Raw genomic sequence first — 24021 nt, forward strand, 5'->3', positions numbered from 1 at the left:
GCTCGTTGGCATCATATCAAGTGGCTAGGCAACCTGACACGCTGACCAGCGACCACTGTCATACGGAGCTCAGCACGGCGTCTCACCAAGGTCAACCACCGTGGCCGTGGTCGGCATCATGCCCAAGGGCGCTTGGGATGGCTATGACCGGCCCGATCGCGGCTGGCACAGGGTTTGCGTCCGCACTGCCATGACGTTGCCCGCCACGGGTAGCAATAAGCCGAGGCCTACGAGGGCGCGCACGGGTGACGAGGTTTGTGGAAGCTATGGGGGCGATGGCGCGGTCACGTGCGGGGAATCTGCCACTGGAGCTCACGAGCTTCGTCGGTCGCAGGAACGAGATCGCCGAAGGCAAGCGCTTGCTCACCTCCGGCCGGTTTCTGACGCTCACCGGAGTCGGCGGGGTGGGCAAGACGCGGCTGGCGCGGCGGATCGCCGCCGAGATGTCACGCGAGTTCGGTGACGGGGTCTGGCTGGTCGACCTGGCCCCGCTGGTGGCGGGTGCGCTGCTCACCGAGACGGTCGCCGACGCCGTCGGATGCCCCCGGCAGGATCCGGCCTCCCTCGCCGAGTACCTGCACGACAAACGGCTGCTGCTGGTGCTGGACAACTGCGAGCACCTGTTGCCCCAGGTCGCCGCGCTGGCCGGCGACCTGCTGGCGATGGCCCCCGAGCTGCGCGTCCTGGCCACCAGCCGGCAGGCGCTGCACGTCCCGGGGGAGCTGGTCCTCGAGGTCCCGCCGCTGAACGTGCCGGGGACGTCCGAGATGTCGATGGACGGCGCCCTGGAGAACGAGGCGGTGCGCCTGTTCGAGGACCGGGCCGCCTCGGCCGTGCACGAGTTCAGGGTCACCGACGCCAACAGCGCGGCGGTGGCGCGGCTGTGCCGGCGGCTGGACGGCATCCCCCTGGCCATCGAGCTCGCGGCGGTGAGGGTGCTGGTCCTGTCCGTGGAGCAGATCCTGGAGCGCCTCGACGACCGGTTCCGGCTGCTGACGACCGGGCCCACCACCGCGCCGCCGCGCCAGAAGACGCTCCGGGCGCTGGTGGACTGGAGCTATGACCTCTGCTCCGAGGAGGAGCGGACGCTGTGGGAGCGGCTGTCGGTCTTCTCCGGCGGCTGCGGCCTGGACGCGATCGAGCACGTGTGCTCGGAGGGCGGGATCGCCCCGGAAAGCCTCATGGACCTGCTGACCCAGCTGGTGGACAAGTCGATCGTGCAGCGCCGCGGGCAGGCCTCCGACGTGCGCTTCGAGATGCTCGACACGCTGCGCCAGTACGGATGGAAGCGGCTCGTCGCCTCCGGCCAGGACCAGGCCCTGCGGCTGCGCCACCGCGACTGGTGCCGCCGGCTGGCGGCGCGGGCGGAGGACGAGTGGTTCGGCGAGCACCAGATGGACTGGCTCGGGCGCCTCATCCAGGAGCAGGGGAACGTGCGCTCCGCGCTGGAGTTCTGCCTGGGCGCGCCGGGCGAGGCGTGGGCCGCGCTTGAGATCGCCGCCGCGATGTGGAGCCACCGGCTCTCGTGGAGCTCCCCGAGCGAGGGCCACCACTGGCTGGAAAGGGCGCTGGCGCAGGAGTCCGGCGCCAGCGCCGGGCGGGCCAAGGCCCTGTGGGTCGACGCGTGGCTCGTCCTGCTGCGGGGCGACCCGCAGGCCGCCAAGCCGCTGCTGGAGGAGTGCCAGGCGCTGGCGGAGCGGCTCGGGGACGAGGCCCAGCTCGCCGGCGCGCTGCACATCACCGGGTTCGCCGCGTTGCTGGCCGGCGACTTCTCCCGGGCCATGAAGCTCCTCGACGAGGCGCTGACCCGCCGCCGCGCCCTCGGCCACCGGGGGCACGCCTGGGTGGCCCTCTTCCAGCTGGCCATGACCGCCGTCCTCATGGACGACCCGCGGTCCACGGCGCTCTGCGAGGAGGTGCTGGAGACGGCCGAGCGCGCGAACGCCGAATGGTCGATCTCGTACGCGCTGTGGGTAGCGGCCCTCGACCGGCGGCGCCAGGGCGCGCTCCGGGAGGCCGTGACCATGATGCGGGACGCCGTGCGGCTCAAGGTGCGCTGCAACGACCACCTCGGCCTGGCCCAGTGCCTGGAGGGGCTGGCCTGGATCCTGGCCGACGACGAGCAGTACGAGCAGGCCGCCCAGATGCTGGGCGCCGCCCACATGGTCTGGCAGTCGATCGGGACGTCGCTGCCAGGCCTCGGGCACCTGGTCGGCGCCCACGACCGGTGCGAGTCCGGCCTCCGGCGGAATCTCACGGAGCGGGCGTTCAAGGCGGCCTTCGACCGCGGCGCGGAGCTCACCCTCGAGCAGGCCGCCGCGTACGCGCTGGACGAGAAGCCCGCACGGCGCGCGGAGAGCGCCCAGCCCGAGTCCGACGCCACGTCCCTCCTGACCCGCAGGGAGCGGGAGATCGCCGACCTGGTCGCGAAGGGCCTGAGCAACAAGCAGATCGCCGAGACGCTGGTCATCGCCCAGCGCACCGCGGAGTGCCACGTCGAGAACGTCCTGCGCAAGCTGAACTTCTCGTCCAGGTCGCAGATCGTCAAGGCGTGGGAATCGCGCCGCCCCGATGGCGAGTGACCCGCGTCCCCGGCCGGGATCGGCGGCGGGCCCGGATCCGCTCGTCCGGATCCGGGGGCTGCGCAAGAGCTTCGGCGGCATCCACGCGCTGTGCGGAGTGGATCTCGACCTCCGCCGCGGCGACGTCCTCGCCCTCCTCGGCGCCAACGGCGCGGGCAAGTCGACGCTGATCAAGATCCTGGCCGGCGTCCACCACGCCGACGGGGGAGAGGTCGTCGTGGCCGGCCACCCCCTGGGCAGCCAGGCCGCCTCAGCGGGCATGGCGTTCATCCATCAGGACCTCGGCCTCGTGGAATGGATGACCGTCGCGGAGAACATCGCCCTCGGCAGGGGATACGCCCGGCGCGGCGGCCTCATCTCCTGGCGCGCGGTACGCCGCCGCTGCGTGGACGCCCTCCGGATCGTCGCCGCCCGCCTCGACCCGGACGAGCCGATCGCCCACCTGACGCGGGCGGAGCGCTCGCTGGTCGCCATCGCCCGCGCGCTGGCCACGCACGCGCGGATCATCGTGCTGGACGAGCCGACCGCGTCCCTGCCCGCCGCCGAGTGTGAACGCCTCTTCGACGTCCTGCGCACGCTCCGCGACCGGGGTCACGGGATCCTGTACGTCAGCCACCGGCTGGACGAGGTCTACCGGATCGCCGACCGGGTCGCCGTCCTGCGCGACGGACACCTCGTCAGCCAGGGCCCGCTCGCCGGCCGCGACCCGGCCGATCTGGTGCGCGAGATCGTGGGGCGCGAGGAAAGGGCCCGGCGGCGCCGGGTCCGCAGACCGGGAGAGGTCCTGCTGAGCCTGGACGGCGTGCGCGCAGGGCGGGCCGGCCCGGTGGGCTTCGACCTGCGGTCCGGCGAGGCGCTCGGCCTGGTCGGGCTCACGGGAGCCGGGCACGCGGACCTCGGCCGCGCGCTGGCCGGCGCGTATCCCATGGCGGCGGGCCGCGTGCTGCTCGGCGGCGGCCCGTACCGGCCGGCCTCGGTCGCGGCGGCCGTCGGCGCCGGGGTCGGTTTCGTGTCCGGCGACCGGCAGGAGGAAGGGGCCGCCGCCGACCTGAGCGTGCGGGAGAACCTGCTGGCCAACCCCGGCGCGCGCGGCCGATCGCCGCTGAGCCCGCTGAGCCCGCGCCGCGAGCGCGCCGAGACGGCGGCGATCGTCGAGCGCCTGCGCGTCCGCCCGGCCGACCCGGAGACGCCGTTCGCCGCCCTGTCCGGCGGGAACCAGCAGAAGGTGCTGATCGGCCGCTGGCTCGGGGCCCGCCGCCGGCTCCTGATCCTGGAGGAGCCCACGGCCGGCGTCGACGTCGGCGCCAAACCCGAGATCCTCCGGCTGCTCGACGAGGCCCTGGCGGCCGGGGCCGCCGCGCTCCTGGTCTCCGCCGACTTCGAGGAGGCCGCGAACCTGTGCGACCGGGCGCTCGTGTTCGCGCGCGGGGCGGTGACCGCCGAGCTGAGCGGCGACGCCCTCACCGTCGCCGCCCTCACCCGGGCGGCCACGGCCGCCCCAGGGACGGGCCGTTGCTGACGGACGCCCGCACGCCCCGGAGACGGCCCTCCGCCGGCAGGCTGATCGGCGGGTACGGGCTGCTCGCGCTGGCCGTCATCCTGTTCGCCGCGTTCGCGTTCGCCCTGCCGGACACGTTCCCCACCATGGCCAACCTGACCGCGATCGTCTCCGCCTACTCGATCATCGCGGTCCTGGCGCTGGGCTCGATGATCCCCATCATCACCGGGAACTTCGACCTGTCCCTCGGCTACGGCCTGGGCCTGTGGCACGTCATGACGCTGCTGCTGATCGTGAACGCCGGCTGGCCGTGGCCCGCGGCCTGCCTGGCCGTGCTCGCCGGCGCGCCGGCGGTCGGCGCGGTCAACGGCCTGCTGGTGGAGTTCGCGCGCATCGACTCGTTCATCGCGACCCTCGGCACCGGCAGCATCCTGTACGCCGTCACGGGCTGGGTGACCCAGGGCGCCCGGATCTTCCCCGGCCCGCAGGGCCTGCCCGAGGGCCTCACCGGCCTGTACGACTCGACGCTCCTCGGCCTGCCGGCGCCCGCGTTCTACGTGCTCGCCCTGGCCGCCGCGCTGTGGCTCGTGCTGGAACGGCTCCCCGTGGGCCGCTACCTCTACGTCATCGGCTCGAACCCGCGGGCGGCGGAGCTGGTCGGGATCCCGGTCCGCCGGTACGTCGTCCTCGCCTTCGCGGGATCCGGCCTGGTGACCGGGTTCGCCGGCGTGCTCCTCGCGGCCCAGCAGCAGATCGGCAACCCGAGCGTCGGGCTGGACTACCTGCTGCCGGCGTTCGTGGCCGCGCTGCTCGGCTCCACCACGATCAGGCCCGGACGGGCCAACCCCTGGGGCACGGTCGTCGCCATCGCGGTCCTGGCCATCGGGTTGTCGGGCATCAGCCAGCTCGGGGCGGACTTCTGGGTCACCCCGCTGTTCAACGGCGCCACCCTGCTCGTCGCCGTCGGGCTGGCCGGCTACTCCGCGCGGCGCCGGGCGCACACCGGCCGGGTGCGGAGCCTTCCATGAACCTCGCCCGCCTCGTGGCGCTCGTCCTGGTCGCCGGCGGCTGCTCGCTCGGCACCCCGCCGCCCGCCCCCGGAGGGGGGTGCCACGACGTGGTGCACACCGCCAGGCGGGCGGTCGCCGACGCCGAGGCGACGGACGTGCCGTGGGGCGGTCCCACGAGCGGCCCGCGCGCCGTCCCCGGCAAGAGCATCGTCTTCGTGGCCTCGACCATGACCAACCCCGGTGTGGCCGGCACCGCCGACGCCGTACGGGCGGCCGCCCGGTCCGTACGGTGGAGCTTCCGCGTGATCGACGGCCAGGGCACCCCCGCCGGGATCCGGGTGGCCCTGGGCGAGGCGGTCGCGCTCCGGCCGTCGGGCATCGTCATCGGCGGGTTCGACCCGGGGGCCGTGGCGCAGCAGGTCAAGCAGGCCAACGCCGCCGGGATCCAGCTCGTGGGATGGCACGCGACCAAGTCGCCGGGCCCCAGCGCGAACCCCCGCCTCTTCACCAACGTCACCAGCCGGGTGGAGGACGTCGCGCGGATCAGCGCGTACTGGATCATCGCCCGGTCGAACGGCCGGGCGGGCGTGGTGATCTTCACCGACTCCTCGATCCCGTTCGCCGAGAACAAGTCCCGGCTCATCAAGCAGACCCTGGCGACCTGCTCCGGCGTCCGGCTCCTGTCGTACGAGAACATCCCGCTCCCCGACGCGGGTACCCGCACGCCGCAGGAGGTCTCGTCCCTGCTGTCCCGCTTCAGGGACCTGTGGACGTACTCGGTCGCCATCAACGACGTCTACTTCGCCGACGCCGCTCCCGCGCTGCGCGCCGGCGGCAAGCCCGGGGAGGGACCTCCCTACTCCATCGGCGCCGGGGACGGGGATCCTTCGGCGTTCCAGCGGATCCGCGCCCGGCAGTTCCAGCACGCGACCGTCCCGGAGCCGCTGAACGCGCAGGGCAGCCAGATCGTCGACGAGCTCAACCGCGCGTTCGCCGGACACCCGCCGAGCGGGTACGTGACGCCGGTGCACCTGACCACGACGGCGAACGTCGACGACGCCACGTCCTGGGACCCGCGCGGCTACCGCGACGCCTACCTGCGGATCTGGCTCGGGTAGGCCCTACCAGCCCCGGGACCGCAGGAAGGCGGCGCAGCGGCCGGTCCAGTCGCCCACGACGGGATCGGCCTCGGCCAGCCCCAGCCCGTGCCGGCCGGTGGGATAGACGTGCACCTCCAGGGGGATCCGGTGGCGGGCGAGCGACCGGGCCACCTGGAAGGTGTTCTCGACGGGGACCGCCTCGTCGTCGGCCGTGTGCCACAGGAACATGGGCGGCGTGGCCGGGCCGACGCGGTCGCCGAGCGACAGCTCGGAGCGTACGGGCTCGGGCGCGTCCGGGCCGAGCAGGTTGGCGGCCGAGCCCTGGTGGGCGGCCGGCCCGGTGAGCGCGGCGACGGGATAGCAGAGTACGGCGAGCCCGGGGCGGGGATCGGCCCGGTCGACGGCGTCGTGCGGGCCTTCCGGCAGCATGGAGCCCGCCTCGGTGGCGAGCAGCCCGGCCAGGTGGCCGCCCGCCGAGAAGCCGAGCACCCCCACGCGGGCCGGGTCCACGCCGGTCGAGGCGGCGTGGTGCCGCACCCAGCGCACCGCCCTGGCGGCGTCGAGCAGGGGCAGCGGGTGGCGGTGCGGCGCGATCCGGTAGCGCACGACGAACGCCGCGATGCCCAGCGAGTTGAGCCAGCGCGCGACCGGCGCGCCCTCGTGGTCGGCGAGGTGGTGGTAGGCGCCGCCCGGGAGGACCACGACGGCCGGGCTGGGGCCGTCGTGCCGTACGGGGAAGGCGGTGATGGTCGCCTCGCCGGTCGTGGGCCACAGGGGGTGCTCGCTCATGCCGTGCCTTTCTGGGTTGTCCGAGACGGATGTTAGCGAGGGCCCGATGTGAGCGGTTCGGTTAGGTTGGTCGGGTGTGCGAGCTCCCACACCGAGGGCGAGGGCCGATGACGGATGCCGCGCGACCGCTGAAGGGGCTGCGGATCGTCGAGCTCTCCAGCTACGTGGCCACGCCGCTGTGCGGGATGACGCTGGCGCAGCTGGGCGCCGACGTGATCAGGGTCGAGCCGATCGGCGGGGCTCCCGACCGTACGCGCTGGCCGCTGGCCGAGAGCGGGACGAGCCTGTACTGGTCGGGCCTCAACAAGGGCAAACGCGCCGTCGAGGTGGACCTGTCCGCCGGGGACGGGCGCCGGCTCGTCGCCGACCTGGTCGTCGGCGGGGGACGGCGCGGCGGGATCGTGATCAGCAACGCCGACCGGCACCCGGAGCTGACCTTCGAGGCGCTGCGGGCCCGCCGCCCCGACGTGATCCACGTGCTGCTCACCGGCCGCCGCGACGGCGGGACCGCGGTGGACTACACGGTCCAGGCGGAGACCGGGTTCCCGCTGCTGACCGGCCCGGAGGACGCCGGGCAGCCGGTGAACGGCGTGGTGCCCGCCTGGGACCTGGCCGCCGGCCTCTACCTGACGGTCGGGCTGCTGGCCGCGGAGCGGCACCGCGTACTCACGGGGGAGGGGCAGCAGGTGCGGGTGGCGCTGGAGGACGTCGCCCTGGCGGTCGCCGGGAGCCTCGGCTACCTCGCCGAGGCGCAGCTGAACGGCACCTCGCGCGAGCGGATCGGCAACCACGTCTACGGCACCTTCGGCCGGGACTTCGCCACCGCCGACGGCGGGCGGCTGATGGTCGTGGCGCTCACCGACCGGCACTGGCGCGACCTCCTCGCCGCCACCGGCCTCACCGGCGTGGTCTCCGCGCTGGCCGCCGCCCTCGGGGTGGACTTCGGCGCGGAGACCGAGCGCTACCGGCACCGCAGGGTGCTCGGCGATCTGATCGCGAGCTGGTTCGAGACCCGTACGCTCGCCGAGGCGTGCGAGGCGCTGCGGGCCACCCGCGTGCTGTGGTCGACGTACCGGAGCTTCACGGAGCTGGCCGCGACGCTGCCCGGGAACCCGCTGATGAGCAAGGTCGCCCAGCCCGGGGTCGGCGAGCACTGGGCGCCGGGCTCGCCGCTGGTGATGGACGGCGAGCAGGCCCCTCCTGAGGCGTCGCCCGAGGTCGGCGGGCACACCGAGGAGGTGCTGCGGGCCGAGCTCGGCCTGTCCGCGGCGGAGCTGGCGGCGCTGCGGAGCAACGGCGTCATCCGGACGACGCGGGGAAGGTCCACGTGAGCTGGGAACCGCACACCCTCACCACCCGGGAGACGGTGGAACCCGGCCCGGTCGCCGCGCTGTCGGCGCTGTTCGACGACGGCACGCCCGCGGTCGGCACGGGAGACGCGCTGCCGCCGCTGTGGCACTGGCTCGCCTTGGCCCGCTGGCCCGTCTCGTCCGTGCTCGGCGCGGACGGCCATCCGGCGCGCGGGTCGTTCCTGCCCCCGGTGGAGCTGCCGCGGCGGATGTTCGCGGGCGGCGAGGTCGCCTTCCACGCCCCGCTCGCGGTGGGGAGCACGGTACGCCGCGAGGCGCGCGTGGAGTCGGTCACCGAGAAGCCGGGGCGCTCGGGCCGGCTGGTCGTCGTGGTCGTCGCCATCCGGCTGTACGACGAGCACGACCGGCTCGCCGTCGAGGAGCGGCAGGACCTCATCTACCGGGAGGCCGGTGCCGTCCCGGAAGAGGCCGCTCCGGCCGGGCCCGCGGCGGCCCTGGCGCCCGCCGGCGCGCCTTTCGCCCGGGAGGGGGAGGGTTCCTGGCGGTTCGCCACTGACCCGACTCTGCTGATGCGGTTCAGCGCGGCGACGTCCAACCCTCACCGGATCCACTACGACTGGCCGTACGCCACCCGCGTCGAGGGCTACCCCGGCCTGGTGGTGCACGGGCCCCTGATGACGCTCGCCCTGGCGGAGGTCCTGCGCCTGGAGGGGCGCGACGCGCCCGTGGCGCGCATGCGGCACCGGAACCGCAAGCCCTTGTTCTGCGGCCGGCCGGCGCTGCTGCGGCGGATCGACGCGGCCACGCTGGGCGTGTTCGGCCAGGACGAGGAGCCCCACAGCACCTTGGCGATCGAGTTCGGGGAAGGCGCCGGCCGTGCGTGAGATGACCGAGCCCGGCCGCGCGCGTGCCGTCGTGGAGGCGCTGCGGGGCGTCGTCGGCAGGGCCGCCGCCCACGTCGCCTCCGCGGACCGGGACCAGGCCGTGGCCTACGACGTGGCGTCGATGTCGGCGGCGGTCGCGGCGGCCGGGGCACTCCTCGACCACGTCGCGGACCCCGACGCGGGCCACCTCGGTGGCCCCGGCGTAGACCCTGGAGCCGGCCACGGCGCAGATCCCGGCCCGGGCCACGGCGCGGACCTGGCGCTGCTTTATGCCGCCGACGTCGCCGCCGATCTGGCCGGTCGCCTGACCGGCAGGGAGTCCCTGTGGGGCGTGGACGGGACGGCCCTGGACGGCGTCGCCGCCCACGTCGCCGCGGGACGCGACCCGGCGTTCCTGGAGCGCGTGGCCGAACGCGTGCTGGCCACCCGCGAGGCGGGGCCCCGGCACCTGTCCGCCGAGCTGCAGCTGGTCCGCGCCGCCTTCCGCGAGTTCGCCGCCGACCGCATCGCCCCCGTCGCCGACCGGATCCACCGCGACGACGAGGACATCCCCGCCGACATCATCGACGGGCTCGCCGGCATGGGCTGCTTCGGGCTGTCGATCCCGGCCGAGTACGGCGGCGGCGCCGAGGGCGACGAACTGGCCGCCATGGTGGTCGTGACCGAGGAACTGTCCCGGGCCTCGCTGGGCGCCGCCGGCTCGCTCATCACGCGTCCCGAGATCATCGCCACCGCGATCGCCCGCGGCGGCACCGAGGAGCAGAAGCGGCGCTGGCTGCCGATGATCGCCTCGGGGGAGCGGCTGTGCGCCGTGGCGGTCACCGAGCCCGACTTCGGCTCCGACGTCGCCCGGATCACCACGAGCGCGACCCGCGACGGCGACGAATGGGTGCTGAACGGCGTCAAGACCTGGTGCACCTTCGCCGGCCGCGCCCACTACCTCCTCGTCCTGGCCCGCACCGACCCGGCCGGGCACCGGGGCCTTTCGCTCTTCGTGGTGGACAAACCCTCCTTCACCGGCCACGAATGGCGCCTCACCCAGGAGGGCGGCGGGTCCGTCGAGGGGCGTGCCATCCGTACGCTCGGCTATCGGGGCATGCACTCGTTCGAGGTGCGCTTCGACGGCTGGCGGGTCCCCGCGGCCGACCTGATCGGCGGGGAGCGCGGTCTCGGGCGCGGGTTCTACCTGCAGATGCAGGCGTTCGCGAACGCGCGGCTGCAGACCGCGGCCAGGGCCGTCGGGGTCATGCAGTCGGCGCTGGAGCTGGCCGTGGACTACGCGCGGCAGCGGTCGGTCTTCGGCCGGCCACTCGCGGACTACCAGCTGACCCGCACCAAGATCGCCAGGATGGCCGGGTCGATCGCCGCGTGCCGGGCTTTCACGTTCGCCGCGGCCCGGGCCGTGACGGCCGGTGACGGCCAGTTGGAGGCCGCGCAGGTGAAGCAGCTCGCCTGCCGGGCGGCCGAATGGGTCACCAGGGAGGCCCAGCAGCTGCACGGCGGCTACGGGTACGCGGAGGAGTACGGCATCTCGCGGCTGTTCGTGGACGCGCGCGTGCTGTCCATCTTCGAGGGCGCCGACGAGGTCCTCGCCCTGCGGGTGATCGCCCGCAGGCTGATGAAGCCCTGACGACGAAATCGGTTGGCGGAGGCCGCGGATCCGCCGAGATCATGGCCCTCATGTCGATCCGTACGGCCCGTGAAGCCGATCTGCCCGCCCTGCTCGCCCTCGCCGTCGCCTTCTACGAGGAGGACGGCTTCACCACGCCGGAAGGCGACCTCGGCGCCAACCTCACCACCTTGGTCACCTCGCCCGCGGCCCGGGTCGCGGTGAGCGAGGAGCACGGCCGGATCATCGCGTTCGCGATCACCACGACCTCGTTCGGGCTCGAGTCCGGCCTGATCGCCGAGCTCGAAGACCTCTACGTCGCCCCGGAGGCGCGCAGGCGCGGCGAGGCCAACGGGCTGATCGAGGACAGCCGGAGCTGGGCCGCGGAGCTGGGATGTTCTCTCCTGGAGATCGTGATCGCCCCCAACGGCAACGACGTGAGCCATCTCTTCGACTTCTACGGCAAGCGTGGATTCCAGGACGAGGGGCGCCGCCTGCTCAGCCAACCGCTGTCCAGGACGTGATCACGCTCTGGTGGCGACCTGGAGAGGCCGGCGGACGCCGGTGGCGGCGGCGCGGTCGCGCCACCAGGGCAGGCCGGCGGCGTCGGCCTGCTGTCCGAGGGCGGTGAGGTGGGCGGTGGCGGTGTCGTGATGGCCGGTGGCGGTGGCGAGCAGGGCGAGGTACCAGTCGACGGGGCCCAGGCAGAGCACGGCTGACAGGGCGGAGATGCGGCCGCTGTAGGGGAGCAGGGCGGTGTAGGCCGTACGGCATTCGTGGGTGCGGCCGAGCGCGGCGACGGCGGCGGCGCGCAGACAGGTGGCCGACAGCCAGGACCAGTCCCGGGGAGGGGCTTGACGGGGGCCGCCGTTGAGGCGCCGCGCGTGGTCGAGGTGGCCCTGGGCGCACAGGTGCAGGGTGGTGGCGTCGTGGTGCAGGGTGGGATGGACGCCGCGGACGGCGGCGATGAGCGGCGCGGCGTCGGCGATGGCGCCGCGGTGGTAGCTGAGCGCGACGCGGCCGGTGGCGACGGTCTGGCGGGCATGCCAGAGGTTGAGGTGGCGGGCCTGGTCGTCGGCGTCGTCGTAGAGGCGGTCGGCCTCGTCGAAGCGGCCGTCGAGGGTGAGCCGGTTGGCGTGCCAGAGGGTGTGCTGGAAGCGGGGCCAGGGCAGCGGGTGGAGTTCCAGGAGTGCGTCGCAGCGGGCGGCGGCCCGGTCGGCGCCCGCCACGTCGAACGCCTCCAGGCGGCCGCAGGCGTCCACCATGCCGGCGAGCAGCTCGACCTGAGGGTTGTCGGTGTTTTCCGCCAGGTCGTGTAACTCGCCGGTGAGGTCCGCCAACCCGGTGAGGGCCCGGGGCCGGGGGATGGTGAGACGGCGGTCGTCGCGGGTGCGGGTGCGGGTGAGCGGGCGGGGGTCGTCCACCGGGTGCCGGCCCGCCTGGTGCTGGCCCGCGTCGTGCTGGCCTGCCGGGTGTCGGCCCGTCAGGGGCCGGCTCGCTTGGTACGGGTCGCGTAGCAGCGACAGGGAGGGCTTGCCGAGCGCGGTGAGGGCGCGTACCACCAGGCCGGCGCCCGCGTCGGCGCGGTCGGCGGCGCGCAGGACGGCGGCTCCGGCGCGGCGGGCGGCGTCCCGGTCGCCGGCCGCCTCCAGGGCCTGGACGTGGTGGAGGAGCAGCTCCACGTGCTGGGCGGGGTCGCCGCCCGAGGCGTCGTGGGCGGCCACCGCATGGCCCCACCACCTGGCCGCCTCCGCGTACGCCAGGCGCAGGCCGGCCTGCTCAGCGGCGGCCACGGCCCAGCGCACGGCCTCGCCGTGCGAGCCCGCCTGGACGGCGTGCCAGGCGATGGCGGCCACGTCGGCGGACGGGCGGGCGGCCAGGGCGGCGGCCAGGTCCCGGTGGACGGCGGCCCTGCGCCGTGGCGGCAGGCCCCCGGCCAGCGCCTCCCGCACCAGATCGTGCACGAACACCAGCCGCCCACCCCCGGCGACGGCCGACTCCACGCGAAACGCGCGCCCGCCCCCGACGGGCAACCCCGCGCCGACGGCCCGACCGGGCGCACCCTGCGCGCAGGGCAGCCCCATATCGGTGGCGAGGTCGAGCGCGTCGCCGGAGAGGGGCAGTCCCGTGCGGGCCGTCAGGTCGGCGCTGGGGGCGAGCAGGCCCGCGTGGGTTGCGCGGTCGAGCAGGTCGGCCGCCTCGGGGCCCGCGACCTGCGCCACGATCGCCGGGTCGAACTCCCTGCCGAGCACCGCCGCGACCGCCAGCACGTCCGCGACCTCGGCATCGAGCTGCGACCGCACCAGCCCGGCGACTGCCTCCGGGACGGCGTCCACGGCGTGGCCGCCGGCCCGCAGCCGGAGGCATTCCCGCACGAAGAAGGGGTTGCCGCCGGTCCGGTCGGCCAGCCGCGCCGCGGCCTCGGCGTCGAGCTCAACGCCCATGCCGGCCGCCATGGACCGTACGGCCTCCGGCGCCAGGCCGCGGACGCGCAGGCGGACGAGGTCGTAGCGGGCCAGCCGGCTCAGCGGGTCGTCGAAACCCGGGCGGAACGCGGCGACCAGCGTGACGGCGGCGCCGTCCAGTCGCATGACCAGGTCCCTGAGCAGGTCCAGCGACGCGGAGCCGGCCCGCTGCAGGTCGTCCAGGACGATCACCAGCGGCCGGACGCGCGCGGCCGCGGCCAGCCACCGCGCGACGGCGTGCGCGTCGGCCGGGCGGTCCGCGTCGAGCAGGCCGGCCAGGGTCTGCCGGTCGCCGGGCGGCGGGCAGTGCTGTTCGAGCGTCCGCAGCACCTGGACCCACGGCCACAACGGCGGCGACCCTTCGGCGTCGTGGCAGCGCCCCCAGAGCACGAGCTGCCCGAGTGCGGCCGAGCAGTGCTCGCCGAACTCCTCCAGCAGGAACGTCTTGCCGATCCCCGCCTCGCCGCTCACCGCCGCCAGCCGCAGGCCGGTGCGGACGGCCCGCTCGGGCAACGCCATCAGCTCGGCGAGCCGGTCGTCCCGGCGAGCCGGCCGGGGCTGGGTCGGCACGACCAGGGTGGCCGGGGCGGCCGGCTCCAGGGAGTCGGCCTGGCGGAGGATGTCCTGTTCGAGGGAGCGCAGCTCGGGGCCGGGGTCGAGGCCGAGCTGGTCGGCCAGCTGCCGGGCCGCGCGGCGCAGTACGGCCAGCGCCTCCGCCTGCCGCCCGGTGCGGTACAGGGACAGGGCGAGCAGGCACCACAGCCGCTCGCGCAGCGGGTTCTCGGCCGTCTCCGCCTCCAGGTCCGTGATCACGGCCTGCGGGCGGCCCAGGTCGAGCAGCGCCCGGGCGCGCCGCTCGAGCGCGACCAGGCGCAGCTCGCGCAGCCGGCTCACCTCGGTGAGGGCCCAGGTCTCGTCCCCGAACTCCCCGTACGGCATGCCCCGCCACAGCCCGAACGCGGCGTCCAGGCAGGTCAGCGCCTCCCCCGGCGACTGGAACTCCGACCGGCCCACCAGCTCCTCGAACCGCGACGCGTCCACGTCATCGGCGGCCAGCAGGTAGCCGGGCGGCCGCCCGATCAGCACCTTGGGCTTGGCCCACGGGCCGCGGTCCGGCTCGATCGCCCGGCGCAGGTTCGACACGTACGAGTGCAGCGACGACAGCGCGCTGGGCGGCGGCGTGTCCCCGTACATGTCATGGATCAGGGTGTCGGTGGAGACCACGACCCCCCGTGCGATGAGGAGCCGGGCCAGCACCGCGCGCGGGCGGGCCCCGCCCAGGCCGACGGGCTCCCCGTCGTCGGCACGGACCTCGAGAGGTCCCAGAACTCGAAATTCCACAGCACGTCCGGTTCGCTCAGGCGGATCTGGAGAAGAGGGTGGCCGCGGGCCGCAGGGCCATCAGCAGGCCGAGCGCGGCGTACCCGATGACCAGGTGGGTGCCGCCGACCCAGCGGGCCAGCTGCTCACCGACCAGCAGGTAGCAGGGGACGGTCACGACCGCCCAGCTCTCCGCGATGAGCGGCCACCAGCGCAGCACCCCGCGCCACCGCGCGGTGACGGCGAGCTTGACGCTGATCGCGGCCATGCCCAGCATCGACAGCGGCCAGCAGATGTCGAGGAAGGCCAGCCAGGTCTCGTCCTTGACGCCGTCCGGCAGGACGCCGTGCAGCAGCGACCAGACGCCGGCGAGGCCGAGCACCGCGGCCTCGAGCTTGAGCGCCACCGCGGCGCCTCGCGAGGTGCCGATCGCCCGCGTCTTCATCTGCACCCAGAGCAGGCAGAAGATGCCGAGCTGGAACACCAGTCCGGTCAGGTCGATGATCCGCTCGCCCACGCCAACGCCTTGCGTGCCGTGGATGTAGATGGCCGTCGCCCAGGTCAGCGAGCCGACCATCAGCCCGATCCCGGCGCGGCGGACGGCACTCTCGCTCACGGCCGGGGCGGCGCCGGTGTAGGGGGTGGAGTTGAGCACTTGGGTGTCCGTACGGGCCCGGGCGGGCTCGTTGCGGATGTGGGCGTCCATGGGGTTCCTTCCGGTTTGTTGCGATGCCCCAACGATGTCCGCCCGCTGTCCCGGGCCGGCAGAGCCGCCCGTCCCTGATTCGGTCCCGAGGCGCCCCGCCGTGTCCCGGGACAGGCTGTCCCGGGACAACGGGACACATATCCGGCGACAATGCTCAGGTGACAAAAGCCAGCCGCCTGTCCGCGGTCCCGGCGGCGCTCGCGGTCGTGCTCACGGTCGGCACGGTGCTGCTGGACGTCCGCAATTCCGGGATCTCGTTGCCGCCCGGCGCGGGCCTCGAAGCCGTGAGCTGGCCGGCCGCGGTGTCGGGCCTGGCCCAGGCGGTGCCCGGCGCGCTGCTGCTGCGGCGGCTGCCCCGGCATCCCGTCGCCTGGGTGCTGACCCTGTCGGGCGTGCACTGGGCGCTGAACGGCTTCTCCGGCGCCTGGTCGGTGTACGCGATCTACACCTCGCCCGGGGCCTTCGCGGCCGCGCCGGCCTACTGGTTCTACGCCCGGTTCGGCGCGGCGCTGCTGGTCGGGCTGCCGCTGCTGATCCTGCTCTTCCCCGACGGGCGGCTGCCCGCCGCCAAGGGCTGGCGGCGGCTGTCGATCGCCGGACTGGGGCTGGCCGGCTACCTGCCGCTTGTGTGGATATTCGTGCCGGCGTCCGCGATGATGCGGTTCGAGAACGCTCCCTTGCCCCCGGAGATCCTGCGGCTCGGCCTCGACGCCGTCAGCCTGGAGCTGCCGTACGAGGCGTGGGCGGCCCTGCTCGGCCTCGCCCGAGCAGGGGCGGCGGTGAGCCTGATCATCCCCTGCGCGGTCATGGTGCACCGCTACCGGCGGGCGGACGCGGAGCGGCGCGCCCAGATCCGCTGGCTGACCTGGGCCGCGCTGGCCGACATGTTCGTGCTCCTGGTGCCCCTGGAGCAGCTGTCGTCGGTGCTCATGTGCGTCGGGATCGCGCTCACCTCCGCCGCGGTGCTGATCGCGGTGACCGAATACCGCCTGTACGACATCGACCGGCTGCTGCCGGCGACCTTCCTGTACGGGATGCTCGCGGTCCTGGTGGTGGCGATCGACGTGGCCGTGTTCACCGTCGCGGGCAGCGTGCTGGGCGAGCGCGACTCCGCGCTGGCCGCCATCGCGATCGTCTCGGTGGCGTACGCGCCGCTGCGGACGTGGTTGTGGCGGGCGGCGCGGCGGCTGGTGCGCGGGGCGCGCGACGACCCGTACGCGATGGTCTCGACGCTCGCCGAGCGGCTCGAGGTCACCACCGAGCCCGACGCGCAGCTCGCCGCGCTGGCCCACACGGTGTCCGAGGCGTTCCGGCTGCCGTACGTACGGGTGGAGATCGAGCGGCCGGGCGGCGTGCGTACGGTGGTCGAGCACGGCGCCCCGGACGGGCCGCAGCTGTCGCTGCCGGTCGCCTACCGCGACGAGGCCGTGGGCCGGCTGGTCCTGTGCCGGGCCGACCTGACCGAGCGCGACCAGCGGCTGCTCGGCGACCTCGTCCGGCAGGCCGCCCAGGCGGCGCGGGCCAGCGAGCTCAGCGCCGACCTGCAGCGCATCCGCGCCAGGCTCGTGACCGCGCGCGAGGAGGAGCGCCGCCGGATCCGGCGCGACCTGCACGACGGCCTCGGCCCCAGCCTGGGCGCCGTCGCGCTGCGCATCGAGACCGCCCGCAACCTGGCCGCCACCGCGCCCGCCGAGTCCGACCGCATCCTGGAGCAGACCGCGGCCGAGGTCTCCGTCGTGCTGGCCGACGTCCGCCGTCTGGTGCACGACCTGCGCCCGCCGGCGCTCGACGAGCTCGGCGTGCTCCGGGCCGTGGAGCAGCAGGCCGACCGGGTCCGCTCCGGCGGCCTGCAGATCGCCGTGACCGGCGACGACGCGCTCGGCTCGCTGCCCGCCGCGGTGGAGGTGGCCGCGTACCGGATCGTGTCGGAGGCGCTGGCCAACGTGGTGCGGCACGCCGCGGCGACGCACTGCGAGATCATGCTCGGTGTGCGCGGGCGGACCCTGGAGATCACGGTACGCGACGACGGCCGCGGCATCGCCCACGACGTCGAGGCCGGGGTCGGTATGTTGTCCCTGCGCGAGCGGGCGGCCGAGCTCGGCGGGGAGTGCCAGGTCACCTGCCCGCCCGGCGGCGGGACGCTCGTCCGCGCGCGACTTCCCCTCGAACAGACCACGGAGGTGGCCGGTGTCCGATGAGACGATCCGAGTGCTGCTCGCCGACGACCATCCGGTCTACCGCGACGGGCTGGCGGCGCTGCTGGCCTCCCTGCCCGGCATCGACGTCGTGGGCACCGCCGCGGACGGGCGGGAGGCCGTCGCACTGGCCGCCGACCTGCAGCCGGACATCGTGGTCATGGACGTCAGCATGCCGGAGCTGGACGGCATCGAGGCCACCCGCCGGGTCGTCGCCGACAGCCCGCACATCGGGGTGGTCATGCTGACCATGTCGGAGCAGGACGCCACCCTGTTCGCGGCGATGCGCGCCGGAGCCCGCGGCTACCTGCTCAAAGGGGCGAACCAGGCCGAGATCGTCCGCGCCATCCAGGCCGTCGCCCACGGTGAGGCCATCTTCGGGCCGTCGATCGCCCGGCGGGTGACCGAGTTCTTCACCGTGCCGCCGACCGAGGATTCGGCGTTCCCGCAGCTCACGCCGCGCGAGCTGGAGATCCTCACGCTGATCGCGGCCGGCCGGTCGAATCCGCAGATCGCCTCGGAGCTGTTCCTGTCGCCCAAGACCGTGCGCAACAACGTGTCCAACATCTTCGCCAAGCTGCACGTGGCCGACCGCACCGAGGCCATCATCCGCGCCCGCGACGCGGGCCTCGCCCGCTGAGCCCCTTCGAAAAGAGGGGGTTGTCAGGGGTTGCGTTTGCTACGTGGACGACTCCAGGTGCTGCTGGATGACGGCCATGACGTCCTGGGGCGAGGCCGCGCGGCTGAAGGTGGCGACGACGATCTGGTCGCCCTTGTCCTGCGGCTTCTCCAGGTGGCGGAAGGTGGCGATCACGTACCGGAGCGCGTGGTCGAGGGGGCCGGAGGGGTCGTACGTGCCGCCCGCGCGCAGCCATCCCCGCAGCACCTGGTTGTGCGCGGCCACCACGGAGGCGGCCATGAGCTCGGCGCGCAGGCCGGCGTCGGGGGAGTCGCCGAGCCACTCGCCGACGAACTCGCGGAACAGCCGCTGGTAGCGGGCCACGCTGGCGATCTCCCTGTCGCGTAGCGCCGGCACGCGGCGGACCAGGCGATATCGGCGCAGCGACACCTCGGCGTCGTCGACGTAGTGGGCGAGCACGATGCGCACCGCGTCGGTGATGGCCACGATCGCGGTGTCCGCGGTCGAGGCCCGCAGCCGCGCGGCGATCCTCTCCAGCAGGGTGTCGTGGTCGGGGAAGATCGCGTCTTCCTTGGAGCGGTAGTAGCGGAAGAACGTGCTGCGGCTCACGCCTGCTCGCGCGGCGATGTCGTCGACGGTGGTCTCGTCGTAGCCGCGCTCGTCGAACAGCGCCACGGCGGCTTCGGCGAGGCGCTGGCTGATGGGCGGTTTCGGCACGTGGTCATTCTCTCGAAAGTTAGGGGTATCCAAGCGTGCGAAACTGAGTATCGTCAATATGAAACTGAGTCTTATCGGTGGGTCTTATCGGCGGAGTGGTGCATGTCAGCGCAAGGCACAGCGGGCAGCCTGGCCCGCCTCAAGGAGCGGTTGGACGAGGCAGTTCACGTGGGCGAGGCCCGGGCGGCAGCCAAGCAGCACGCGAAGGGCAGGCTGACCGCGAGGGAGCGGATCGAGCGGCTGCTGGACGCGGGCTCTTTCGTCGAGCTGGACGCGCTGGCCCGCGGCGGGCTCGTGTACGGCGACGGCGTGGTGACCGGTTACGGGACGGTCGACGGCCGCCAGGTGTGCGTCTTCTCGCAGGATTTCACGGTGTCCGGCGGCAGCCTGGGGGAGGTGTACGGGCAGAAGATCTGCAAGGTCATGGACCTGGCCATGAAGAACGGCGTGCCGATCATCGGCATCAACGAGGGCGCCGGGGCGCGCATTCAGGAGGGCGTGGTCTCGCTCGGCCTCTACGGTGAGATCTTCCGCCGCAACATCCGGGCTTCCGGCGTGATCCCGCAGATCTCCCTGATCATGGGCGCGTGCGCGGGCGGCCACGTCTACTCGCCGGCCCTCACCGATTTCACGATCATGGTGGACGAGAAGTCCCACATGTTCGTCACGGGACCCGACGTGATCAAGACCGTCACCGGTGAGGATGTCACCTTCGAGGAGCTGGGCGGCGGCCGGGTGCACAACAGCCGCAGTGGCATCGCCCATTACCTGGCCCATGACGAGGACGACGCGCTCGACTACGCCCGGGCGTTGCTGTCGTACCTGCCGCAGAACAACCTGGACGACGCGCCGCACCCCGAGTTCGAGGCCGATCTGGAGCTCGGCGCCGACGACCTGGCGCTGGACGAGCTGGTGCCGGACTCGCCGAACCAGCCGTACGACATGCACGAGGTCATCGCGGCCCTGCTGGACGACGGCGAGTTCCTGGAGGTGCAGCCGCTGTTCGCGCCGAACATCGTGGTCGGCTTCGGGCGCGTGGAGGGCCGGTCGGTGGGTGTGGTGGCCAACCAGCCGATGCGGCTGGCGGGCACGCTCGACATCGACGCCTCCGAGAAGGCCGCCCGGTTCGTGCGCACGTGTGACGCGTTCAGCATCCCGGTGCTCACGCTCGTGGACGTGCCCGGTTTCCTGCCCGGCACCGAGCAGGAGTGGAACGGCATCATCCGGCGTGGGGCCAAGCTCCTGTACGCCTACGGCGAGGCCACGGTCCCGCTGGTCACGGTGATCACCCGCAAGGCGTACGGCGGGGCGTACGACGTGATGGGCTCCAAGCACCTGGGCGCGGACGTGAACCTGGCCTGGTCGACCGCGCAGATCGCGGTGATGGGAGCCCAGGGCGCGGTCAACATCCTGCACCGCAAGCGGCTGGCCGCCGCCGACGACCCGGACGCGCTGCGGGCCGAGCTGGTGCGCGAGTACGAGGACACCCTCGCCACCCCCTACCTGGCGGCCGAGCGCGGCTACGTGGACGCGGTGATCGCGCCGAGCGAGACCCGGCGCGAGGTCACCCGCGCGTTGCGGCTGCTGCGCGGCAAGCGCGACGCCCTGCCGCCCAAGAAGCACGGGAACATCCCGCTATGAACGTGACCGTGCACGTCAACGGGGGCAACCCCTCGCCGGAAGAGCTGGCCGCGCTGGTCGTGGCGCTGCGCGCTCTCGCAGATGACGACGTTTCCGAGCCGCCCGTCGGTGGCTCGTCTGCGCGCCGCCGTGTGCTGCGCCGCCCGTTGGTGACCGGCCCCCGCGGATGGCGGGAGTCGAGCTGGAGTCTTGGAGGATCCCTGTGAGCACGACCTTGCGCAAGGTGCTCGTCGCCAACCGCGGCGAGATCGCCGTCCGGATCGTCCGGGCCTGCCGCGACGCGGGGATCGCCTGCGTGGCGGTCTACGCCGACCAGGACCGCGACGCGCTCTTCGTCCGGATGGCCGACGAGGCGTACGCGCTGGGCGGCGCCACGCCGGGGGAGACGTACCTGTCGATCGAGAAGATCACCGAGGTGGCCGCGCGGTCGGGCGCCGACGCGGTGCACCCCGGGTACGGCTTCCTGGCCGAGAACTCCGGCTTCGCCCAGGCGGTCATCGACGCCGGGCTGGTGTGGATCGGGCCGCCGCCCGCGGCGATCACCGCGCTCGGCGACAAGGTGCAGGCCCGGCACATCGCCCAGAAGGTCGGCGCGCCCCTGGTGGCCGGGACCCCCGACCCGGTGTCCGGCGTTGACGAGGTGCTGGCCTTCGCGGCGGAGCACGGCCTGCCCATCGCGATCAAGGCCGCGTTCGGCGGCGGCGGGCGGGGGCTGAAGGTGGCGCGCACCGCCGAGGAGATCCCCGACCTGTACGACAGCGCCGTGCGCGAGGCCGTGACCGCGTTCGGGCGGGGCGAGTGCTTCGTGGAGCGCTACCTGGACCGGCCCCGCCACGTGGAGACCCAGTGCCTGGCCGACGCGTACGGCAACGTGGTCGTGGTCTCCACCCGCGACTGCTCGCTGCAGCGCCGCCACCAGAAGCTCGTCGAGGAGGCGCCCGCCCCGTTCCTCACCGGCGAGCAGGAGGCCCTGCTGCGCCGGAGCTCCAAGGCGATCCTGCGCGAGGCCGGCTATGTCGGCGCGGGGACGTGCGAGTTCCTGGTCGGCCAGGACGGCACGATCTCCTTCCTGGAGGTCAACACCCGCCTGCAGGTGGAGCACCCGGTCACCGAGGAGGTCACCGGCATCGACCTGGTGCGCGAGATGTTCCGGATCGCGGCGGGGGAGGAGCTCGGCTACGACGATCCCGAGCCGCGCGGCCACTCGATCGAGTTCCGGATCAACGCCGAGGACGCAGGACGCAACTTCCTGCCCGCCCCTGGCACCATCACCGGCTGGCGGGCCCCCTCCGGCCCCGGTGTCCGCCTCGACGCCGGGTACGAGCAGGGCGAGACCGTGCCGGGCGCCTTCGACTCGTTGATCGCCAAGCTGGTCGTCACCGGCGCCACTCGCGAGCAGGCCCTCCAGCGGGCCGGCCGGGCGCTGGCGGAGTTCGGGATCGACGGCATGCCGACCGTGCTGCCGTTCCACCGGGCCGTGGTGGCGGAGGAGGCGTTCACCGCAGAGCCCTTCACCGTGCACACCAGGTGGATCGAGACCGAGTTCGACAACCTGATCGCTCCGTACGACGGCGTGCCCGGCGAGGCCCCGGAGCAGGGCGAGCGCGAGCGGATCACCGTCGAGGTGGCGGGCAAGCGGCTGGAGGTCGTGCTTCCCGCCGGAACCGCGAAGCCGCGCGCGGCTGCCAAGGCCGCTCCCCGGCGCGAGAAGAGAGGCGCGGCCAAGGCCGCAGCCAGTGGGAATGCCCTGGTCAGCCCGATGCAGGGCACCATCGTCAAGGTGATGGCCGCCGACGGTGACGACGTGGTCGCCGGGGCCACCATCGTGGTGCTGGAGGCCATGAAGATGGAGCAGCCGCTCACCGCCCACAAGGCCGGGACCATCGTCGGGATGTCCGCCCAGGTCGGGGCCACGGTGGCGGCCGGGACCGTGATCTGCGAGATCAAGGACCCGGCCTGACGCCGAGGCGGACCCGGCCGGTCAGCGCTTGAGGCGCAGGCCGCGCAGGAAGCCCCACAACCCGCCGGACCGGGACGAGTCCGGCCCGGCCTGGGCCTCGCCCGCCGCGGACGGCTGCGCCGCGGGCGCGTCGGCGCCGTCGGCGGCGCGCTCGCCCGCCGGTACGTAGCCCTCGGCGAGCTCGAACTGGACCGGCAGGGACCGCAGGGCGCGCATGAAGGGGGAGGGGCGCCAGGGCAGCTGGTCGGCCGGGAGCGCGAGCTTGATCTTGGTGAGCCGGCTGAACAGCCGGCGCACGGCGATCGTCGTCATCTGGGTCGCCAGCCGGTGCCCCAGGCAGCTGTGCGGCCCCGCGCCCCACGCCAGGTGCGCGCGGGTGCTGCGGATGGCCTCGTGGTCGAGCGCCCCGGCGAAGCGCGGATCGGCGTGGGCGCCCGCGACGGAGAGCATCACCGGATCGCCGGCGGAGATCGTGTAGTGGCCCATCTTCACGTCGGTCTTGGGGAAACGGAAGGTCAGGTTGGCCATCGGCGGGTTGAGCAGCGCGACCCGGTTGACCGTCTCGTCGATCGCGCCCACCGACAGGCTCGCCCGCACATCCCGGTTGGAGACGACCTCGACGACGACGTTGCAGACGAGGCTGGCGGTGAAGTCGAGCAGGCCGGGAAGCATGAGCAGCTCGCGGGCCAGCTCGTCCAGCGTGAGGTCCGGAGCGGCCGCGATCATGTAGGAGGGCAGGTCCTCGCCGGGCCGCTCCCGCTTGGCGGCCGCGAGCTCCGTCATGGCCGCGTACAGCCGCTCGAACGCCGCGGCCGCGTCGGGCCCGGCGTCGATCATCCGCCAGATGTCCATCACGACCTCTTCGCCGCGTGCCGCGGAGAAGCCGAGCATGCGGTTGGCGACCATGAGCGGGAGCGGCCGGGCGTACTGGGCGGCCAGGTCGGCCCACCCCGTGGAGCCGCCCTCGGCCAGCACGCCGATGAGGTCGTCGGCGTACTGCACGACGGCCTGTTCGAGCAGCTGGGCCTGCGGCTGGGTGTGGTCCTGGAACGGCGCCAGCGCCTGCGTCCACGCGTTGCGCAACCGGCGCTGCGCGGCGCCCTCCGAGAAGGCCGAGTTGTTGACCTGGAAGACGGGCAGCAGCGGCCAGTCCGCGGGGATCCGGCCCTCGACGTTCATCCGCCATCTGTCCACGCTCTTGGTCCAGATGCCGCCCGAGTTCTGCAGGACGCGGAGCACCTCCTCGTAGCCGAGGACGAACCAGACCGGCACGCCGAGGACGTCGACCGGGGCGACCGGGCCGTACCTCTTGCGCAGGCGTTCGTGGACGAAGGCGGGGTCCGCGTCGTAGTCCCTGGTCAGCAGCGGTTCTACGGACATCGACAGCAAGGGTTCTGCGGGCTGCTGGGCCCATGGGCCGTGGGTCACGGGGATGAACTACCTCTCTGGGAGCTTTGGGCCGGTTCGCTCAAGAGATCTGAAAGCATCACGCAAAGCGCCCGTCATGGCAAGAGGAAAGTGTACGGCGTGTCCTGAATCATGGACGCTGCGTGGTCTCCGGCGGTCTTTCAAGTGATCTGCTATCGAATGTCATG

At 73.6% G+C, this 24021-nt stretch carries 18 protein-coding genes; 13 read left to right on the plus strand and 5 right to left on the minus strand.

Translation table 11 applies throughout. The features are described from left to right. The first annotated feature begins 275 nt into the window (after positions 1-275). From ACWDRB_RS20160 to ACWDRB_RS20175, 4 genes are read left to right on the plus strand one after another with little or no spacing between them, the layout of a single operon-like run. Complete coding sequence (locus tag ACWDRB_RS20160) at positions 276-2582, plus strand: LuxR C-terminal-related transcriptional regulator (RefSeq protein WP_449895793.1); 2307 nt, start codon at positions 276-278, stop codon at positions 2580-2582. Continuing rightward, on the plus strand, positions 2572-4101 hold the full coding sequence (locus ACWDRB_RS20165; RefSeq protein WP_449895795.1) for a sugar ABC transporter ATP-binding protein: 1530 nt from the start codon (positions 2572-2574) through the stop codon (positions 4099-4101). The genes ACWDRB_RS20160 and ACWDRB_RS20165 overlap by 11 nt, the downstream gene beginning before the upstream one ends. Beyond that, positions 4095-5108 (plus strand): ABC transporter permease, encoded by a 1014-nt coding sequence (locus ACWDRB_RS20170; protein ID WP_449895797.1) that lies wholly within the window; start codon positions 4095-4097, stop codon positions 5106-5108. Before ACWDRB_RS20165 ends, ACWDRB_RS20170 begins: the two co-directional genes overlap by 7 nt. Continuing rightward, positions 5105-6208 carry a substrate-binding domain-containing protein gene (locus ACWDRB_RS20175; RefSeq protein ID WP_449895799.1) on the plus strand — a complete coding sequence of 368 codons (1104 nt, stop codon included), beginning with the start codon at positions 5105-5107 and terminating at the stop codon, positions 6206-6208. The genes ACWDRB_RS20170 and ACWDRB_RS20175 overlap by 4 nt, the downstream gene beginning before the upstream one ends. Before the next feature lie 3 nt (positions 6209-6211). On the opposite strand, the gene ACWDRB_RS20180 is transcribed toward ACWDRB_RS20175, so the two are convergent. Beyond that, positions 6212-6979 (minus strand): alpha/beta hydrolase, encoded by a 768-nt coding sequence (locus ACWDRB_RS20180; protein ID WP_449895801.1) that lies wholly within the window; start codon positions 6977-6979, stop codon positions 6212-6214. A 107-nt stretch (positions 6980-7086) separates the two neighbouring features. Here ACWDRB_RS20180 and ACWDRB_RS20185 point away from each other — a divergent pair, with 107 nt between their 5' ends. Genes ACWDRB_RS20185 through ACWDRB_RS20200 form a run of 4 tightly spaced genes read left to right on the plus strand, consistent with a single transcriptional unit; the run spans position 7087 to position 11306 of the window. Beyond that, entirely contained in the window at positions 7087-8310 is a 1224-nt protein-coding gene (locus ACWDRB_RS20185) for a CoA transferase (RefSeq protein WP_449895803.1), read from the plus strand. Beyond that, positions 8307-9173, plus strand: coding sequence for an FAS1-like dehydratase domain-containing protein (locus ACWDRB_RS20190; RefSeq protein ID WP_449895804.1), 867 nt, complete (start codon positions 8307-8309; stop codon positions 9171-9173). The genes ACWDRB_RS20185 and ACWDRB_RS20190 overlap by 4 nt, the downstream gene beginning before the upstream one ends. Position 9174: 1 nt before the next feature. Then, complete coding sequence (locus ACWDRB_RS20195) at positions 9175-10803, plus strand: acyl-CoA dehydrogenase family protein (RefSeq protein ID WP_449896290.1); 1629 nt, start codon at positions 9175-9177, stop codon at positions 10801-10803. Positions 10804-10853: 50 nt separating this feature from the next. Then, positions 10854-11306 (plus strand): GNAT family N-acetyltransferase, encoded by a 453-nt coding sequence (locus ACWDRB_RS20200; RefSeq protein ID WP_355198100.1) that lies wholly within the window; start codon positions 10854-10856, stop codon positions 11304-11306. Here the strand turns inward: ACWDRB_RS20200 and ACWDRB_RS20205 are convergent, their stop codons facing one another. After that, the gene (locus ACWDRB_RS20205; RefSeq protein ID WP_449895806.1) at positions 11307-14588 is read right to left on the minus strand and encodes a BTAD domain-containing putative transcriptional regulator; all 3282 of its coding nucleotides are present in this window, start codon (positions 14586-14588) and stop codon (positions 11307-11309) included. Between the two features lie 16 nt (positions 14589-14604). Beyond that, on the minus strand, positions 14605-15273 hold the full coding sequence (locus tag ACWDRB_RS20210; protein WP_449895808.1) for a hypothetical protein: 669 nt from the start codon (positions 15271-15273) through the stop codon (positions 14605-14607). A gap of 158 nt (positions 15274-15431) precedes the next feature. Here ACWDRB_RS20210 and ACWDRB_RS20215 point away from each other — a divergent pair, with 158 nt between their 5' ends. Together ACWDRB_RS20215 and ACWDRB_RS20220 are read left to right on the plus strand one after the other, a co-directional pair. Continuing rightward, complete coding sequence (locus ACWDRB_RS20215) at positions 15432-17471, plus strand: sensor histidine kinase (protein ID WP_449895810.1); 2040 nt, start codon at positions 15432-15434, stop codon at positions 17469-17471. Beyond that, positions 17461-18108: a response regulator gene (locus tag ACWDRB_RS20220; RefSeq protein ID WP_449895812.1), complete on the plus strand. Its 648-nt coding sequence runs from the start codon at positions 17461-17463 to the stop codon at positions 18106-18108. The genes ACWDRB_RS20215 and ACWDRB_RS20220 overlap by 11 nt, the downstream gene beginning before the upstream one ends. Before the next feature lie 39 nt (positions 18109-18147). Here ACWDRB_RS20220 and ACWDRB_RS20225 read toward each other — a convergent pair whose 3' ends face one another. Next, positions 18148-18825, minus strand: coding sequence for a TetR family transcriptional regulator (locus ACWDRB_RS20225; RefSeq protein ID WP_449895814.1), 678 nt, complete (start codon positions 18823-18825; stop codon positions 18148-18150). A 102-nt stretch (positions 18826-18927) separates the two neighbouring features. Between ACWDRB_RS20225 and ACWDRB_RS20230 the strand changes: the two genes are divergently transcribed. Genes ACWDRB_RS20230 through ACWDRB_RS20240 form a run of 3 tightly spaced genes read left to right on the plus strand, consistent with a single transcriptional unit; the run spans position 18928 to position 22426 of the window. Then, positions 18928-20466: an acyl-CoA carboxylase subunit beta gene (locus ACWDRB_RS20230; RefSeq protein WP_449895816.1), complete on the plus strand. Its 1539-nt coding sequence runs from the start codon at positions 18928-18930 to the stop codon at positions 20464-20466. Beyond that, the gene (locus ACWDRB_RS20235) at positions 20463-20672 is read left to right on the plus strand and encodes an acyl-CoA carboxylase subunit epsilon (RefSeq protein WP_449895818.1); all 210 of its coding nucleotides are present in this window, start codon (positions 20463-20465) and stop codon (positions 20670-20672) included. The genes ACWDRB_RS20230 and ACWDRB_RS20235 overlap by 4 nt, the downstream gene beginning before the upstream one ends. A gap of 8 nt (positions 20673-20680) precedes the next feature. After that, a complete protein-coding gene (locus ACWDRB_RS20240; protein ID WP_449896292.1) occupies positions 20681-22426 on the plus strand; it encodes an acetyl/propionyl/methylcrotonyl-CoA carboxylase subunit alpha in 1746 nt (581 codons plus the stop codon). 21 nt (positions 22427-22447) lie between these two features. Here ACWDRB_RS20240 and ACWDRB_RS20245 read toward each other — a convergent pair whose 3' ends face one another. Next, entirely contained in the window at positions 22448-23806 is a 1359-nt protein-coding gene (locus ACWDRB_RS20245) for a cytochrome P450 (RefSeq protein WP_449895819.1), read from the minus strand. Positions 23807-24021: the final 215 nt, after the last annotated feature.

Source organism: Nonomuraea sp. NPDC003707 (genome assembly GCF_053587055.1).